Raw genomic sequence first — 17489 nt, 5'->3', positions numbered from 1 at the left:
GAATAATCACTGACAGTTACGAAAAAGCCCTTGCTATCAGATAGCAAGGGCTTTTGCAGAGGGGATTAACGCAGGCCCAGCTGGAAAATCAGCGTTTCAGCTTCACAGGCAAAAACAAAGTCGATATCCAGACGCACACCTTCTGACACTTCAGTAAAGGTCGAAGTGATTTGGCAAGGCTCAGATTCCACGCCACGTGCCTTTTCAGTCAGAGCGGCCAGTGTTTCTTCTGCCTCTGCGCGATTCGCGAACACACGGCTGTAGGACGCGGTGCAATCGGAGTTGTCCATGATGGTGCCAACATCCATACAGCAGCAAACCGGGGTTTCATCAGCACTGCATTTACTCATTGTAGATTTCCTCTGTATTCGCACCTGAGGTGCCAGATAAACGATAGGGATATTTTACGCTCCCATTATTCGCCTCTCCAGTCGTTAATTGTACGAAATGCGATAAGTGACCGAAATCACACTTAAAAATGATCTAAAACAAAAATCGCCCAAACAGGTGAGTGCGCACCTCCGCAATTTTGCCAGCTGGATCGCGTTTCTCTGATCAAATTTGAAAATATTTATAAACATACTTGCAACATTCCAGCTGGTCCGACCTATACTCACGCCACTGGTCTGATTTCTAAGTCGTACCTCAGACCCTACACTTCGCGCTCCTGTTACGGTATGTAACATTGTTTGTATAAAAATAAATCTATGAGGTTATGGTCATGAGCCAGAAAACCCTGTTTACAAAGTCTGCTCTCGCAGTCGCAGTGGCAATTATCTCCACACAGGCCTGGTCTGCAGGCTTTCAGTTAAACGAATTTTCTTCCTCTGGCCTTGGCCGGGCATATTCGGGTGAAGGCGCAATTGCAGATGATGCAGGAAACGCCAGTCGTAACCCGGCACTGATTATGATGTTCGATCGCCCTACTTTTTCTGCGGGTGCAATTTTCGTTGACCCGGATGTAGATATTTCCGGTCGCTCGCGTATTGGCAATGACGCCAGCCAGGATAATATCGCCCCAACAGCCTGGATACCGAACGTGCATTTTGTTGCTCCGATTAACGATCAGTTTGGTTGGGGGGCCTCAGTCACCTCTAACTACGGCCTGGCTACGGAGTTTAACAATAATTACACAGCAGGCTCGATGGGCGGAAAAACCGATTTGGAAACGCTCAATCTAAACCTGAGCGGTGCTTATCGCCTGAACAATCATTTTAGCTTCGGTCTCGGTTTAAACGCCATCTATGCCAAAGCGAAGCTTGAACGCTATGCAGGCGATTTACCACAGCAGATCGTTGCAGGCTCCGGGGGTAGAATTCCTCCATCACTGGCTGCGCAATATCCGGCAGATACACAGATTGCGCGCTTGAAAGGTGACGAATGGGGCTTCGGTTGGAATGCTGGTCTTCTTTATGAAGTAGACAAAGATAACCGCTACGGTTTCACCTACCGTTCTGAAGTAAAAATTGACTTCAACGGTGATTACCGCAGCAATCTGCCATCAATGGATCGTATTCCTGCGCAGTTGCGTCCAGTGTTCGCCAGCCTGCCAGCAGGAACCAACGGCAGTACGATCGATGGTTCACTTGATCTGAACCTGCCGGAAATGTGGGAGTTTTCAGGTTATAACCGCGTTGCACCACAGTGGGCGGTTCACTACAGCATGGCTTATACCAGCTGGAGTCAGTTCCAGGAGCTGAAAGCAAAAGGCAACAACGGCCAAACCTTGTTCTATAAAGAAGAAGGCTTCAAAGACTCCTATCGCATCGCGCTCGGTACTACTTATTACTATGATGATACCTGGACGTTCCGTACCGGTATCGCCTTTGATGATAGCCCGGTTCCGGCAAACCGTCGTTCCATCTCTATTCCGGATCAGGACCGCTTCTGGCTGAGCGCGGGCACAACCTACGCCTTTAATAAGGATGCCTCGTTGGATGTTGGCATCTCTTATATGCACGGTCAGAAAGTGAAGTTCGAAGAAGGCCCATACTCCTTTGAATCTGAAGGGAAAGCCTGGTTGTACGGTATGAACTTGAACTACGCATTCTGATTTTCTTCATACGTAAAAAAGGTGAGCTTTTTAGCTCACCTTTTTATTTGCCCAATTCCTTACTCAGAATCGATCTCTTTTAAATCGTCCTGAATGTCTTTCGCGTTCGGGTTTTCTTCTGGTTTGAGTTTCCCACCGTTCGCAATAAAGTCATGGCGCTGGAAGTAAGCTTCACGCACCATAATGTAAGGATCGGAAGACTGACGCAGCAGACCGTCAGAGTCGAGCAATTGCGCGCGAGTTTCAATCCCTTCAACCGTCCATTTGCCTATCGACAACGGCCAGGTCAGCCAGGACAGTACCGGATACAGGGTATCGACCATATCGCCGCCGTCATCACGCAGTGTGAAACTACCGTAGAACGGAAGCTGCATATACGGCCCGTAACCCACGTCATAGTGGCCTAACGTACTGCCAAAGCGGTGTGGTTCAACGCGCTGCAACTTCGGATTAGCCATACCTGCCACATCGATAAAGCCGCCCATACCTAACAGGGTATTCAGGAAAAAACGGGTAAAGTGCACCATCCCCTGATAAGGATCGCCTTGCAGGAAATAGTTGACCATGACGGCCGGTTCTTCAAGGTTCCCCGTAAAGTTGCTTAAACCATTACGCGCCGGCTGCGGAACATAATCACGCCAGGCCACTGCTACCGGTCGAACAACATAGGGATCCAACACGTTAAAGTTGAAGTTGTACATGGTACGGTTGAACCCTTCAAATGGGTCCGAACGCCCCTGCTGCTCAGTACCGGAGCTCGCACACCCCACCAAAAGTGTGGTTCCCAGCGCAAGCGCCGACAGGCGAAGCTTCATAAGTATCTCCCTGTGTTTTATGGCTATCGCTGATTGCCATCCATGACGGAACGATGACGTATCCGCCTGTTTAGATGTGAGCGATTGTAACAGCACGTCAAATGATGTCTATATACCCTGTCTTACTGATTTGATCATAGCCTGGTAATACGCACTCCGCGGCGGTTCTATTCTAACTAACCCGATAAAAACAAACGTTACCATTTTTGCTATCTCAGACTTTCTCCCGCTGATTTTCAGACAAAAGCCGCTACGCTTTAGCAATACGTGCTTATTCAGGATTCGGCCATGAATGACATCAAGAAAGATAAGATTGATCGACACAGCGACGAACTCGAAGTGGAAAGCGATGAAAAACTAACAGGGAAAAAGATAGAGCTTGATGAGGACAGACTCCCCTCCCGCGCCATGGCGATCCATGAACATATTCGCCAGGATGGGGAGAAAGAGATGGAGCGCGACGCAATGGCCCTGCTGTGGTCAGCCATCGCAGCAGGACTGTCGATGGGCGCCTCGCTACTGGCTAAAGGGATTTTTCACGTACAGCTGGAAGGTGTGCCAGGGGGATTTTTACTCGAGAACCTCGGTTATACCTTCGGCTTTATTATTGTCATTATGGCCCGCCAACAACTCTTTACCGAAAATACCGTCACCGCCGTACTGCCGGTGATGCAAAACCCTACCCTCGGCAATTTTAGCCTGTTGATGCGCCTGTGGAGCGTGGTACTGCTGGGTAATATTATTGGCACCGGGGTTGCAGCATGGGCGTTTGAACATATGCCGATTTTTGATGAAGAGACCCGCGATGCTTTCGTCAAAATTGGCATGGATGTGATGAAAAACACTCCTGTGGAGATGTTTTCCAACGCCATCATTTCTGGCTGGTTAATTGCCACGATGGTGTGGATGTTCCCCGCTGCCGGGGCGGCAAAAATTGTGGTCATTATTCTGATGACCTGGCTGATTGCGTTAGGCGATACCACGCATATCGTCGTTGGCTCCGTGGAAATTCTCTATCTGGTCTTTAATGGCACGCTGCACTGGAGTGATTTTTTCTGGCCCTTTGCGCTACCAACGCTCGCCGGGAATATCTGTGGCGGAACGTTTATTTTCGCGCTGATGAGCCATGCGCAGATCCGCAATGATATGAGCAACAAACGCAAGGAAGAAGCCCGGTTACAAGCAAAGCGTGATGAGCAAACGCAGAAAAACCAGAAAAAACAGGCCTGAATGGTGACTGTTTGAGCAGTCGGGCGGCCTGAGACTTACCGTTGTGAGTAAAAAACGCTATACTCGTGCCGCTTCGTCCCCTTAGTTAAATGGATACAGTTATACAAAATCGTAACCAACTATAAAATATAAGTTTATCTGCAATTAACATAATTATTATGTACTCATTTATGTACACATGTTTTTGAGGCCATTCCTTGGCTCATCAAAATCGTTACATCACCGGGCAGTCATCAAACTCCGCGTTTCTGGCATCATTAATGATGTACGTGATCACTCCGAATATAGCGGGCGCAGAACTGTAACCATCATCATCTGCTGGCAGCGCTTCCCTTCTCCCGTTATCCAGATTAACCAGGTGGGGCTGAGGATGAGTCCGATATCGCTTGATCCTGAATTCCCCGTCGATTGCACATATCAGCAGTGAACCATCGCAGGCAGTAAGTGACGCATCCACAACAAGCAACGCTCCCTGGATTATCCCTTCCCTGAAATGTGAACGCGATGCCCGCATGAAATAAGTCGCAGCTGGCTGGCTGATTAACTGCTGATCGAGGGAGATTCGTGTTTCAACATAATCTGCCGCAGGTGAAGGAAAGCCCATGTTTACGCCCTTCTCTTGAATACCGGATAAAAACACAGTATAAATACTGTATATACATCCAGTAAAGGAGCAATGAGCAATGTTCGTGGAACTCGTTTATGACAAAAGGAATTTTGATGGTCTGCCCGGTGCAAAAGATATCATTCTGGGCGAGTTGACTAAGAGGGTTCACCGGATCTTCCCCGATGCTGATGTCCGGGTTAAACCGATGATGACACTGCCGGCGATCAACACTGACGCCAGCAAGCACGAGAAGGAACAGATAAGCCGAGCTGTTCAGGAAATGTTTGAAGAGGCGGATATGTGGCTAACTGAAGACTAAGCGCTCAAAAACCCTGATAAAAATCCAGGTTACCCGGGTGAGGAATTTCGACTAATATCCATTATAAAAATGTGAAAAGAAAAGGAAATTCGTCAACTCCATGCCCATTGAACCATTGCGTGTAATCGAAATTATCAGGCGAATACCTGACTGTGCAACTGAGCCATTTCTCTGCAAATGTGACGATGGTGAGCTTTATGTTGTAAAGGGCATGCCTAGCGTTCCTCGGGTACAACTTATTGCAGAATGGGTATCAGCACACATTGGTTTGGAACTGGGTCTCTCATTGCCTGATTTTGGTACGGCATATGTAGACCGGGCTTTAACTCAGTATGTGCCTGAATGGCGAAATGCCTTAAACGAGGGTTATGCGTTTGCAACAAAATTTATCCCGGGCGTAGCCCCTATAACTTTTACCCAAGCCCACACTAACGTTGACGAACAAGACCAAAAGAAAATCTATCTCTTTGATAGATGGATAAATAACTCAGATCGTACCCTGTCACCGCAGGGTGGTAATGTGAATATTATTTTTGATTACCGTAACAATAGATATTACCTGATTGATCATAATCTCGCCTTCGACCAAAATGATGATGAGGAAGCTTTTGACTATCATGTCTATGCACCGCGGCACCGTAAGTGGTGGTTTGATATTGTCGACAGACCACTCTCTGAAGATGAACTAATCCGCACTAAGGAAATCCTACCTTTATGCGTAGAGATCATCCCTGATGAATGGTTGCCAGAGACTCAAGAAGAACGAGAAGAGTGTTTTTCTCGAATTGAAAAGCTATTGAATCGTAACGAAACAGATGTATTTTGGAGTAAAATCAAATGACTACGCCATGTCTATACAGCATTGTAAGATATGCGCCGTTTGCTGAAACTGAAGAGTTTGCAAACATCGGCGTAGTCGTCTGCGCACCTCAAAAACACATATTCCTCTTCCGACTAACTCAAAGTAATGACGCCAGGGTTACGTCTTTCTTCAAAGATGACACTATCTTTCCCTTGGCTAAAGATGCTGTTGCCAGGGAGCTGGCCTTTGCTCAAGAGCAGACAAAAAACGTTAAAACGGCCGATGATGTCGCCAATTTCTTCAGCTATTTGACGGCTAAAAGGGAGTCAATTTTTCACTTCAGCTCAACACGCGTAGTTCTGGCTGAAAACCCAGAGCAAGAGCTACAAAGGCTGTATGCAAAATTTGTAAACCATACAGATTATAACAAAGAGCGTAGAGAAGAGATTCTTACCAGAGAGCTAAAAGGACGGCTGAATTCTTATGCAGAACTGCAAAATATTTTCCGTAAGGAAACATTCGGCGGGGATTTGATCAGGTTTTCAATGCCGTTCGTTGCCAAGCAGGAAGATGAAGTACTTTGTGCTATCAAGCCACTAGCGTTCGTCCAGCAGGAACCAGGTAAGATGATGGAACACTGCGACTCATGGGTATCAAGAGTTAAGCGAGCTGCTGATGAGAAATTGCTGAATCTAGCCAATGTTCTTTTTACTATTGATGGTCATAAAAATCCGAGTACCTCTGAAGCGAAAGCTATGGATGAGATTCGGAGAACGTTTGACCGTAACAACCTTGCACACTTTAGACACAATGATGAAAAGTCTATAATCGATTTTGCAAAAGCATCTATTTAATCGACCCGGCCTCTGCGCCGGGTTTTTATTTCGTATTTCAGATTAAACGCCTTGAACCGTCATATTACTTAAGTACAATCCGCCGTGACTGGCAATCATTCAATACTCGCACTATCGAACGTTCTCCAGTCGGCCGCAATCATGCTCTTGCATACGGTGTGGTTGCGGCATCCATATCATGACTGCACAAAGCTATTTTTTAGCCCCGTTAATTCTTTCTGCGTATTTTCAAGTTGCTTAATGACGTAGTTAAGCGCCAGCATCGTATCGAGCAGAAGTACATTGGTATCAAGAGCCAGTAAGCTTGTTCCGTCTAAGCGGTTCGGCACCTCCTTCACATACTCCTCATCAATCTCACGGATGTCCTGGGCGATTACCCCCCGGCGGGTACGACCTTTCTTGTCATCCTTATAGATGAAAGTACAGGGCAAGAATTTTTTGACGTTTTCATAGGACTGTAAACCATCGTTGTACTTGATGTCATTCTTAAGCTCTCTGGCAGACATTGCAGCTTTTGTAAAAATATACGACCCCCCCTGGCTCCCGGAGCCGTTACAAATTAAATCCCCGGTAGACATCGAGAACGTCCAGGTTCTGGCACCATAAGCACCGTTATTTGCAGCCTGCATCAGAACTGTTGAAGGCCATGCACTAGTGCCATTACCTACCGCGCCAAACCCCGTAGTTAACGCAAATCCACCACCATTGTTATATTCGAAAGAATTTCCGAAAACCGCGCTTGTCGCAGAGGAATCGTTAACTGGCGGTTGTTTGTACCCAGGACTGGCGAGCGCGGTTTCATACGTCCCGGGGGTTCCTCCGTTAGTGACTAACTTACCGTTTATCGTTACTTTGCTGGTGATCGTCCCACCTGTTTTATTGTTGACGGTACCAAACCGCGAATCATCGCCTGCGGCCACCGTTCCTGCAACTGTTCCAACGCTCATCGTGGCACTGTCTCCTAAATCGAGGTTTGTGCGAGCGCCTGATGCGGTTGTCGAACCGGTACCGCCCTGGTTCACAGGAACGGCCCCGCCGCTCTTGGTCGCCATATTGTCAGACAGATATTTCCATGACGGGCCAGTGAAGGAACTGCCATCGGGCAACTTAACTGTTGCGGTTGCGGGGTTACTAAATATCTGCTGCCAGTTCTGTTTGTCGTAGTTCAGCCCGCGCAGAGCTTCGGCGCTCTGAGTTACCAGGGCCGCAGTTACCATGTTCAGAGCTACCCGCGGAACAGCTGACCAGGCTGCACCGGCCTGAGTAGGTCCGGTAAAGTTACTGACCAGTGTCAGTGCTGCGCCGCTTTCCACGGATTTTACCGGGAGTGTATAGGGAATGCCGCCGACAGTAACAACTATAAAATCTCCGCCCGCCAGCTCTGTGGTGAATGACGTACCGTTACCGCTTACAACGGCAGATTTATTGGTGAGTGTAATTTTTCCTGCGGACATAGAATCTCCTGAACGTGCATAAAAAAACCCCGCCGAAGCGAGGTTTAATGATTTCGAAAATTTACTCTCTAAAACTACCACTTCCTCTGACAATGCTAATCATTGGGGAAGAGACACCGTATGTAATGGTTCTGATTGCCCCTGCAGGAATATAATATGTTAATGTTAATTCAACGGTTACATTCGGAGTTGTAACTCCTTTTACTGAAAACCTTACTGGTACAGTACCGCCATCACTTATGCGGGTTGTCTTTTTTGTGCCATTAATATTTATAGTTACATCAATATATGAACCACTACCCGACACCATGCCTGATAGCAGGATAATATCAAATATAACCGTTTTTGATAGCGAGTCAGTTGCGCTATCTGTGAAATAGTAGTTCCGGGATATTGAGCCAATTAACGCTACAGAGCCGCTACTCTGTTTTGTTTCTTCCTTAATATCGTTGAATACATTTGCATTTATAATATCTCCGATAAAACTTTTAGCCCTTACTTTTCCTGTAAACTCTCCATCACTTGCATATACAGTACCTCTGACTGTTACATTATTGAATTCACTATTTCCATTTTTATTGATATGCCATCCTACCGAGCCAGGTGTATAAACATTCGACTGTATGTACTGCCCAATCTTGGCGTTATCTATGCTGCCATCCTGAATAAACGCATCGCTGATAAATACCTGACCGTTGATTACAGCAAATGGTGAATACTGCGTGTCACCGCCACCGCTCATCAGGACGAACTGATTGGCGTTAAACCCGACGCGGGTGACTACCGGCTTACCCGCTTCTGCCAGCACCGCGATCGACATCCCGGCGTTATACATCACACCGTTTATTCGAACCCCGGTTTTGAGGGTGTAAATTGCAGATGCCCCGGTCGCATCAACCACGGCGGTGAGCTTATCTTCCAGCGCGGCCGTCACATCATTGAACTGCGCCTGCACCTGCGTGGACATTTCAGCCATGGCCTTATTAACATCTGCAATAGTCGTTTTGACCACCAGAATATCCGCGCGCACTTCGCCGTACTGCGCCCACTGATGCTCTACCGTTCCATGATTGGCCAGCGCATTCTGCAACGCAGCTTCCAGATTGGTATCAATGTCGCTTGTAAGGCGGTCGCCGTCGGCAGACGTCAGGAAATCATCAGCAATATCGCCCAGGTAATCGTCAGCGTTTGCGTTAGATACACCGCGAACCCAGCCGGTCCAGCCTGATTCATTACCCGTTCTGTCTACCAGTTGCGCACGGTACCAGAACTCCTGTCCCGCTTTTAAACCCAGTTGGGTGTATTCGGCAGACGGATAAGGCACATCCGACAGCAAAAGAGGATTAGAGAAATCACTGTTCGCGGTGTACTGAATTTCCGTTTTCAGCGTGTCCCCGGTATTAGCCGGGAATCCCCAGTTCAGGCGAATCCCCCAGTTGATCGGCGTTGTCGCAAAGCCGACAGGTTTCGGCGGATTTCCCACTTTACCCGTAAGATTTACTTCTGATGATGTCGCCCATACTGATGAAACGTCGCTGGCGTTCACCGCCATGACACGGACCAGATAGCGACCCGAGTAGATACCCTGCACTTCAAAGCCGAGAGAAGACGTTCGGGGCACACTAATCCAGTTGCCGCTGTCACGCCGCCATTCCGCCTCGTAAGCAACTGCACCCTGAACAGAATCCCAGGCAACGCGCATAGTGGTAATCGCAATGTTCTGGTTAACCGTAGAGTAACTGTCTACGACAATATTTCCTGGGGGAGCCTGAACCCCCGGTGGAATGACACTGACTGGCCGCTCGTCCAGTCTTGCGCCGGTATCAACAGCGGAATAGATATCAGGGTTGTAAGTCGTCCCGGTGACCTCGAAAGTACCGTCGTTGTTGTCCCGCGTTCCCGTAACACGGAAAAGCGCTATAAACAGATCGTCAGAGTCCACACCCCAGTTACATTCAGCCTCCGGCGTTTCGCTGTAGGGTGTGGTGACAGTGACTGTGTTTCCGTTAACGGCCTGGACGGTTCTGGCCTGAGCTGTGCCTGACGGAAGATTCAAAAACAGCCTGTTACCGGCTTTCACATCAGCAGCGCGATCGAGGGTTATGTTGCGGCCGTTAACCGCACTCACCCTGCCGCCGATAGTTCTTCCGGCCAGCTCGTTAGCAGCCACGCCGATCACCTCACCAACAGGGGGGACGTCCATGCCTGTGCTGAAGGTCACCACCTCGCCGATACCGTTGGTAAGCAGCGCCCAGCGCCCCCGCCGGTTTGCCTCTGACTGCCTGGTGCAGCCGATCGCAGTCATTTCGAGCTGACGATAATCGAAGCGCATGGCCAGATCGCTATCGTAAACAGGCTCAGGCGTATCTTTGTAGTGGTTGGCAGGGTCTGACCAGTTCACCAGCGCGGCAGTGTTTCGGGTGGTTTCACTCGGGTCCGCAAAGGTAAATTTTCCTTCAACAACGCTGGCGTGGTTGTAGATGTGCCACACATCCCGGGGCATATCGGCCAGGACATACATCTTATTGTCGCCCCAGTACGTCATGCCGCGAAATATACCCGCCAGATCACGAAGTACGGTCCAGGCGTCATTACGGTCCTGGATATAAACGTTGCAACGAAAACGAGGCTCCGTCCCGCTGCCGCCCTTGCCGTCTGGTACCAGTTGATCGCAATACTGGGCGATGCGATAAAGTTCCCATTTGTCTATCTGAGTCGCATCGATTCTTTGACCCAGCCCGAAGCGCTCGTTCAGGATGATGTCGTAATATATCCAGGCTGGATTATCCGTCCATGCCCATTTAAATACGCCCTCCCATGTACCAGAGTAAGTACGGGTTTCAGGATCATACGTGTCAGGTACACGGATGATTCGCCCTTTCGGATTGCACACAACCTGAGGAATGCCATTGGGGAACTGCTTTGCGTCAAACTCTACATACAGCAGAGCTGTGTTAACGTAGCGAAGTTTGGCGTCAATAATTTCAGTAACGGCCACAACGCGCATGATGTCCACGACATTCACGCTCGTGGAATCCGGCGTGATTCTGCGAACCCGCAACTGCCATCCAGTCGAGGCTTTTGGAAGATTGACGCGGTGGCTGCGCTCATAAAGCGACGTGGTTTTGTCATCAACAGCACCGTTAATCACCGTTTCATACGGCCCACCATCGACCGACAGATCGATAGCATACTCAACGCGGGTGCCGACTTTATCGCCGTTGTTTTTCTGGAGTAAAAGAGTTGGCCATCCCAGGCGAATTCGCAGCGCAGAGAGCTGCGTGTTGGATACCGCGCGAACGTACGGCACGGCCTGTTTCAGCTCGTATGAAACCTGAATCTCGTTTTCAATGCCGGGGAAGCCCTGAATGTAGTCCTGGTCCTGAGTACCGGAACGGAACTCATATTTTACATTATTGAAGTTATAACTTCCGTTGGCGTTCTGAAGGGGCGTATATGAAGATGAGTCACCAAGAAAAATGTTTTTACCATCAAGTCCGCCAGCGAACTCACCCTCTCCAAGAGCAATCAGCACCTTTGCCCTCGCAATGGACTGAATGCTGTCCGGTGCTTCCACGGGCGTTCTGGTCTGATTGCTGCCACCTTTACCGCGGCCTTTGATGATTGTCGTCGTCATATCGCGTCCATAAAAAAAGCCACCGTCAGGTGGCTTATAGTACGTGGTTTGGTTTATTGCTGATCTTCTGCATAAATCCCGGCTGAGATAATCGCACCGCCTATTTCCCTCTGTCCGTAAAGCAAAGGAACGGGGTTACCGGATGCCGTAGTATTGACGGGTCCGCCAAACGCATAGGAAGGCTTATTATCTGGGTCCTGTCGCATCCTCAGACCAGCAACCTGAGGGGAAAGCATTTGCACTACACCACCCACAGCCATAGAACCAGCTGCGGCATATAGCGCCATTTGTGTACCTGCTGCCCATCCTATTGGGTTCCACCAGGTAAAAGCCGCAATTGCGGCGGCAGTAACAATTTGAAAGAGGCCAGCCCTTTTACTGCCGCGTATTACAGGGATAATGCGAAGTTCATCGCCAGGTCCAAGAAGATCAAACTCTTCCTTTCCTATGTTTATTTGGTTTCGGAAGATGACAAAATCCAGCCCTTTCGCTCTGGTCTCGCGCAGGTAAGCATCAAAGCCATCAATGGTGTTAGAAAGCGCCCTGAACACTTCGCTGGCAGACGTTAGTGCGCGGCGATGCGTCCTGCCAAATCGCTGAGCCATTGAGCCGCTGAGTTTGATAACGGTTTTTCTTTCCATTACATCAAATCCTTATAACGCAGAATTTTGATGGTACGGTCACGGTAATAACCACCGTAGGGAATACGCTGGCTTAGCTGGCCATACATGTGATGCAGTAGCATGTTGCCATCAAGCAAAATCCCGGCATGGTTCGGGACGGTGGACTGTACCTGCATGATAACCATGTCACCGGGCTGAGCTGGACCGTCGTACTCACGGAAACCGCATTCCTGCCAGTTGTCCATATAGAGGTTTTCACCCTGCTCCCACCAGTGCCGATCTACGCTGTAGTTGGGCAGTTCAATGCCGTGTTCGATGCGGAAATAGTCCATAATGAGAGACCAGCAGTCTGCATGCCCGAGTACAAACTGGCGCCCTGTGAGGGGACGGTCTCCGCGAGGCATGACGGTGCGAATGTCGCCCTCAGGCCACGATGCAATAATCCAGGGCAGTTCCGTGGCATCACACATCAGCATGTCGAGTTCACTCGGCTGGGTTGTTGCCCCGTCGCCGGGGTGACTGTGGACGATCGCCACCACAGTTCCCTGCTCTTCGGCGGCCGCATAATCCTCAGGATTGAGTTCAAATTGCTCAGTCGGCGACTCAGCATTATTTTTGCAGGGGATGTATTTCTCCACCCGCCCCTTCTGAATAACCACGCCACAGCACTCCTCGGGGAAGGATGCGGCGGCATGCGCCAGAATGGCGCTAACTGTTTTGTCGCGCATGATTATCCTCTCAGAAGTGAAGCGCCGGGGAACCCGCCATAATCCAGCTGTTCATTCTCTCCGAAGCGAGGTTTACAGCCCGTTGACAGCAATCCGGAGCAAACATCCTGTGAAGGATCGTCCACCCGATTGCCGTCTTTATCGAACCAGCCGTTTTGCCCGGCGTAGGTGCAGCCGTTCCCGGTTTTGTACCAGCCACGCATGCACCACGTGCACATTGGCTGAATTTGCCGGGTCGGAATGAGTTGCCCGCGCAGATCGGCTGGACTGGAAAGCTCAAATTCTACAGTTTCATCGTCTGATCCTGATTTACGGTCGATGTAATAAACCTGTTTGCGCTCCTCGTTGGGATTCGCAGTCGGGTTCCCATCAGGGAAGTTTCTGGCGTCCAGATAGTGTGCGAAGGTGTCATGGATGATCACCTTTGCTTTAGCCATCCCCTGAAATATTCGGCACAGCGCGCCAATCGTGCCGCTGATGTTTGCAACGGTGAGAGACGGTCGTGAACACTGGCCGTCACTGCTGACAGATATGCCGGTCAGTTCATACGGCCACGCGCCATACTCCTGCCCCTGCCACCACACCGACTTCGGCTCAAGTTTTGACTCGTCGCCGCCTGCGGCGATGATTTCCGCCTCGGTATGCGGGATTGTCTCGTTGTGAAAGCGAAGAATACCTGCACCGAAAGCTGAGCCGTCCACCTCGATCAGGCGGACGCGCTTACCCGGCTCCAGTTTCTGGACATCAGATGAAATACTCATGGGTGGTATGCCTGTGTGAATGTGCTGCTGAGGGTGTATTTTTTGTTGCCGTGTGTAGATATCTGAAAGGATTCCGCGCGCCATAAGCCTGATGGCTCAAGCGGCGACTTCCAGATAAATGATTTCCACCCGGCATGTCTGTTGAGAAAGTTTTTAATGGCCTGAATGTAAGCCTCATCGCCGGTAAAACTCACGCTCCATTGAGATGTTACCGGGTTGATACCATCCCCTGCCACCTGCGTATAGCCATCGCCAAACTGTGCCTTTCGGGTACGAAAATTTGTATCAACCTGAGAGGCAACCTTTGGGCACCAGCTGAAGGTTTCTACTGTCATGGTTAAACTCCCTTGATTAATCGCCACAGAGGCGAGCCCGGCATGCTGGCCTGTTCGTTAATGACGCCAGTGATGGCATCCTTAAGCTGCCTGCCTGCTGCTCCAGCAGTACCCTGACTGGCCGCCTGGGATGATCCGCCCTGAATATTGATATCGCCGAAGTTAACTGAAGGCATACCACCGGAGACCTGAGGAGTGCCAACAGCCCGAACGCCAAGCGAACCATCAGCGGCGCGCGTAAGCGGCATAATGGCTTCCGGACCAGCTTCGGCAAAAACCCCTGCACCTTTGGCAAAAGCAAACAGCTGAGGCGTCTGAAAAACGCCATTGCTGTAAGCGCTCAGGGACGGAGAGTCGTAAACATTACCCTTCGCATTAAAGGTAAAGTTCGCGCCAGCATTCTGAATAGCGGTACCGCTGCTGGCGGTAGCGGCTGACGAGGCACCAAAACTGAACAGTGAACCAATTGAGCTAACGCCATTAGCAACAGCCATATTCACCAGGACGTTCTGGATAATCTTCAGTACGCTGACGCCCCAGTCCTTCCAGCTATCAACGTTGCCATTGAGCATGTCGGTGATCGTGGTGACCGCGCCGCCCATAGCCTGCTTCATGCCGTCAGCGGCCATGGAAGAATAATCAGTAGCTTCATCCACCCAGTTCGCATAACCCTCAGACAGTCCCGTCATCCAGTCGTCACGCTGCGCATCAGAAGCTGCGTAATATCCCTCCTGGTCGCGCAGGCGCTCATCGAGATAGCGCTTATTAAGTGCCAGTCCCTGCTGATAGAACGTCTCATCGATTTCACCAGCCTGACGCTGGCGGAGAAGATCGGTATTCTTCTGCTCGAACTCCTTACGCAGATTGAACTGCTCCTGAAGTCTTTCACGGAACCTGGTACCCTGCCCGTAACCCAGCAGTTGCCCTTCATTAGCTGCTCGGGCGCTGGCGTTACTGTCGGCGAGGTTGGCTTCGTAATTTCGCAGTTGCTCACGTAATTTAACCTGGTCAATCAGCGCAGCATTCTGCAATAACGTCTTTTTCTGGGCTTCTGTCAGAGAAGCAAGCTCGCCCTGGCTGACCTGGTATTTAACCTTCGCCAGTTCAGTATTCTGGCCTTGCAGGGCAATCTGCTCTTTTTGCTGTTTGATCAGCTTGTCATAGGCATCAGCTGTTTTTTCCGCCTCGGATTTCCCGCCCTTATGGCGGCTTGAGTCACGAATAGCTTGCAACTGCCTGGCTGACTCAACTTCCATGCTGACATACTTCTCACGCCAACCAGCAGGGAGATTAAGGTCAGATGCATCGAATTCCGCCTGCTTGCGGGTTTTGTCCAATCCCTTAAGACCGGACAACTCAAGCTGTCGCTGCGCCTTGTCTATAGCTTGCTGCTGCTTATTATCAAGTGCAGGAAGTACAGGCCCTGCATATTTTGGTGGGGACACTGCTGTAGACTGTCTGGAAACCTTGTTCAGACGGTCATACATCTCTGTAAGAGAACTTACGGCGCCAGCCATTTCTACTGTTTTATTTATAGCCTGATCAGTTATGTCGTTTATTAACTGTTGTGTTTGCTTTCTTTTATTGAGCATTTGCTCAAGTCGGCCTTCTTCAACCGCAAGTTCTGAAGCAAACTCTGCTGATTTCTCAACCGCATCGTTATACAGCCATGTTCCATCTGAAGCAGAATTGGCTGCTAATTTTGCGTTATAAAGTTGATTGGATAATTCAGCAACTTTCTGCTTCTGCTGTTCAATCGCACTATTTTGAGCATCCAGTGAAATATTCGCCTGTCCAAGGTTGGCGGATATCTGCGTCTGAGACATTGATTTCAGATTATCTCGTACCTGCTCGATTGTGTCCGCATATTGGATTGCAGATTCCCTGGCTTGTTCTTGGCGTTGATACATCGTGTACCACGCCCCAGCACCCAACATTAAAATTCCTGGCAAACCACCAACTAACGACAAAAGCCCCGTAGCGCCAGACTTGAATAAATTCATTACCGATGTTGATCGGTTGAGTGCTTCTTGCGACGCTGATACTGCTTTATTTGACTGAACGAGAGTGGAATTGGCGGCTATCATTTCACGCCGTTTGGCAATAGAATTTTGTGTAGCTGTCGCTTCTGCATTTGTGTTTTTTGCAAGTTCCAACTCGGATAGCGAGAGCTGATAAGCACGCTCGGCAGCAATCGCATCTGCTGCCGCCTTTCGTTGTGATTGGGTAGCAGATTCAGCCCTTGCAGATGCGAGCGCAATTTCGTTCTTTCTGGCATCTATTAATTGCGCCGTTTGGTTCCCAAGATCGCCAAACATCCCTCCAAGATAGCGAGCTCCACCTATTGCAGCCAAAGCTCCGGCAGCCGTAGCCACAGTGTCGATATTGTCAGAAACTGTATTCAATACAGCAACAAGAGCACTTGTCGCACCAGTAGCTTCATTAGCTCCACCTACCCATGCCATGAAAGCATTTTCGACTTTCGTCGTGGCAGCAGAAACGGTCTGCGGCATTGCCTCAAATTCACCACGCATAGTGCCAAGTTGACTTATCAGGGCCGGGACAACTTTATCTGCGGTTAGCATCCCCTGATCGGCCATTGCCTTCAGATCTTTACGAGCTACACCCATCCCAGCGGCCAGCGCACGGATAACTCGATCACCGTTTTCGTTAACAGAGTTGAATTCCTCGCCCCGCAGAACGCCCTGAGCTAATGCCTGACTAAACTGGGTGATAACAGAACTTGCCTCTGCCGTGCTGGCGCCGGATAGCTTTAGTCCAGTAGAAATGGCCTCGGTTACATCCAGAACTTGCTGCGAACTGTATCCGTATTCACGCATTGATGCGGCGGAACGCGCAAAAAGACTCGCATTATCAGAGAAGGCGGTTCCGGTTCGTTGGCTAATATCCATCAGCGCCCGCTGAGACTCCGTGAAATCATCAGACGATTGGGAAGCCTGCTTTAGCCTGGCATTAACAGAGCTCCATTCATCGGCCAGCGATATAAGATGACCAGTCGCAAATGTTCCAGCAAATGCACCTGCCATTCCCAGCGCTGAGGCCTTCGCGGTGTTTATTTGACTAGTTACCTCAGCTAAGGCACGCTGAGTTTCACGCGAAGCTGCGGCCGCTTGGCGTCCTCCAGTCTGCATTACCCGGTAATAGTCATTCCCCATTCTTGAAGCACGAGAAATTTCAGACTGAAATGACTGAGAGTTTGCAGATATTTTGATGATCAGTTCGCGCAACGTAGCCATATTTTCACCCATAA

General features: G+C 49.6%; 15 protein-coding genes. 5 read left to right on the top strand and 10 right to left on the bottom strand.

All coding sequences use genetic code 11. The annotated features are described in order from the left end of the window. Positions 1 to 65: 65 nt before the first annotated feature. A complete protein-coding gene (locus tag OGV71_RS13355; RefSeq protein ID WP_003028186.1) occupies positions 66 to 350 on the bottom strand; it encodes a YfcZ/YiiS family protein in 285 nt (94 codons plus the stop codon). 371 nt (positions 351 to 721) lie between these two features. On the opposite strand from OGV71_RS13355, the gene fadL reads away from it, so the two are divergent. Beyond that, a complete protein-coding gene (gene fadL / locus OGV71_RS13350) occupies positions 722 to 2053 on the top strand; it encodes a long-chain fatty acid transporter FadL (RefSeq protein WP_032941151.1) in 1332 nt (443 codons plus the stop codon). A gap of 59 nt (positions 2054 to 2112) precedes the next feature. On the opposite strand, the gene mlaA is transcribed toward fadL, so the two are convergent. Further along, positions 2113 to 2868: a phospholipid-binding lipoprotein MlaA gene (mlaA, locus tag OGV71_RS13345; RefSeq protein ID WP_003028190.1), complete on the bottom strand. Its 756-nt coding sequence runs from the start codon at positions 2866 to 2868 to the stop codon at positions 2113 to 2115. A 288-nt stretch (positions 2869 to 3156) separates the two neighbouring features. Here mlaA and OGV71_RS13340 point away from each other — a divergent pair, with 288 nt between their 5' ends. Then, complete coding sequence (locus OGV71_RS13340) at positions 3157 to 4098, top strand: formate/nitrite transporter family protein (protein ID WP_003028193.1); 942 nt, start codon at positions 3157 to 3159, stop codon at positions 4096 to 4098. A gap of 214 nt (positions 4099 to 4312) precedes the next feature. Here OGV71_RS13340 and OGV71_RS13335 read toward each other — a convergent pair whose 3' ends face one another. After that, positions 4313 to 4702, bottom strand: a complete 390-nt coding sequence (locus OGV71_RS13335; protein ID WP_024199385.1) for a HumD family translesion DNA polymerase — start codon at positions 4700 to 4702, stop codon at positions 4313 to 4315. A gap of 79 nt (positions 4703 to 4781) precedes the next feature. Here OGV71_RS13335 and OGV71_RS13330 point away from each other — a divergent pair, with 79 nt between their 5' ends. The 3 genes from OGV71_RS13330 (at position 4782) to OGV71_RS13320 (ending at position 6680) form a co-directional block, all read left to right on the top strand. After that, positions 4782 to 5024, top strand: a complete 243-nt coding sequence (locus tag OGV71_RS13330; protein ID WP_121581643.1) for a DinI family protein — start codon at positions 4782 to 4784, stop codon at positions 5022 to 5024. A 100-nt stretch (positions 5025 to 5124) separates the two neighbouring features. Continuing rightward, entirely contained in the window at positions 5125 to 5865 is a 741-nt protein-coding gene (locus OGV71_RS13325; RefSeq protein WP_121581645.1) for a HipA family kinase, read from the top strand. Beyond that, on the top strand, positions 5862 to 6680 hold the full coding sequence (locus OGV71_RS13320) for a DUF3037 domain-containing protein (protein WP_021578624.1): 819 nt from the start codon (positions 5862 to 5864) through the stop codon (positions 6678 to 6680). The genes OGV71_RS13325 and OGV71_RS13320 overlap by 4 nt, the downstream gene beginning before the upstream one ends. 176 nt (positions 6681 to 6856) lie before the next feature. Here the strand turns inward: OGV71_RS13320 and OGV71_RS13315 are convergent, their stop codons facing one another. The 7 genes from OGV71_RS13315 to OGV71_RS13285 all read right to left on the bottom strand — a co-directional run bounded on the left by OGV71_RS13315 (position 6857) and on the right by OGV71_RS13285 (position 17475). Next, entirely contained in the window at positions 6857 to 8134 is a 1278-nt protein-coding gene (locus OGV71_RS13315; protein ID WP_286533512.1) for a tail fiber domain-containing protein, read from the bottom strand. A gap of 61 nt (positions 8135 to 8195) precedes the next feature. Continuing rightward, entirely contained in the window at positions 8196 to 11771 is a 3576-nt protein-coding gene (locus OGV71_RS13310; protein WP_286533510.1) for a TipJ family phage tail tip protein, read from the bottom strand. 53 nt (positions 11772 to 11824) lie between these two features. Then, on the bottom strand, positions 11825 to 12412 hold the full coding sequence (locus tag OGV71_RS13305; protein WP_001549121.1) for a tail assembly protein: 588 nt from the start codon (positions 12410 to 12412) through the stop codon (positions 11825 to 11827). Then, the gene (locus OGV71_RS13300; RefSeq protein WP_044701246.1) at positions 12412 to 13122 is read right to left on the bottom strand and encodes a C40 family peptidase; all 711 of its coding nucleotides are present in this window, start codon (positions 13120 to 13122) and stop codon (positions 12412 to 12414) included. Before OGV71_RS13300 ends, OGV71_RS13305 begins: the two co-directional genes overlap by 1 nt. 2 nt (positions 13123 to 13124) lie before the next feature. Next, entirely contained in the window at positions 13125 to 13883 is a 759-nt protein-coding gene (locus tag OGV71_RS13295; RefSeq protein ID WP_286533508.1) for a phage minor tail protein L, read from the bottom strand. Beyond that, complete coding sequence (locus OGV71_RS13290; RefSeq protein WP_286533506.1) at positions 13880 to 14218, bottom strand: phage tail protein; 339 nt, start codon at positions 14216 to 14218, stop codon at positions 13880 to 13882. The genes OGV71_RS13295 and OGV71_RS13290 overlap by 4 nt, the downstream gene beginning before the upstream one ends. A gap of 2 nt (positions 14219 to 14220) precedes the next feature. Then, the gene (locus OGV71_RS13285; RefSeq protein ID WP_286533800.1) at positions 14221 to 17475 is read right to left on the bottom strand and encodes a phage tail tape measure protein; all 3255 of its coding nucleotides are present in this window, start codon (positions 17473 to 17475) and stop codon (positions 14221 to 14223) included. Between the last annotated feature and the right edge of the window lie 14 nt (positions 17476 to 17489).

Source organism: Citrobacter sp. Cf088 (genome assembly GCF_030334295.1).
GTDB classification, from domain to species: Bacteria; Pseudomonadota; Gammaproteobacteria; order Enterobacterales; family Enterobacteriaceae; genus Citrobacter; species Citrobacter freundii.
This window is presented reverse-complemented; position numbering and strand designations above follow the sequence as displayed.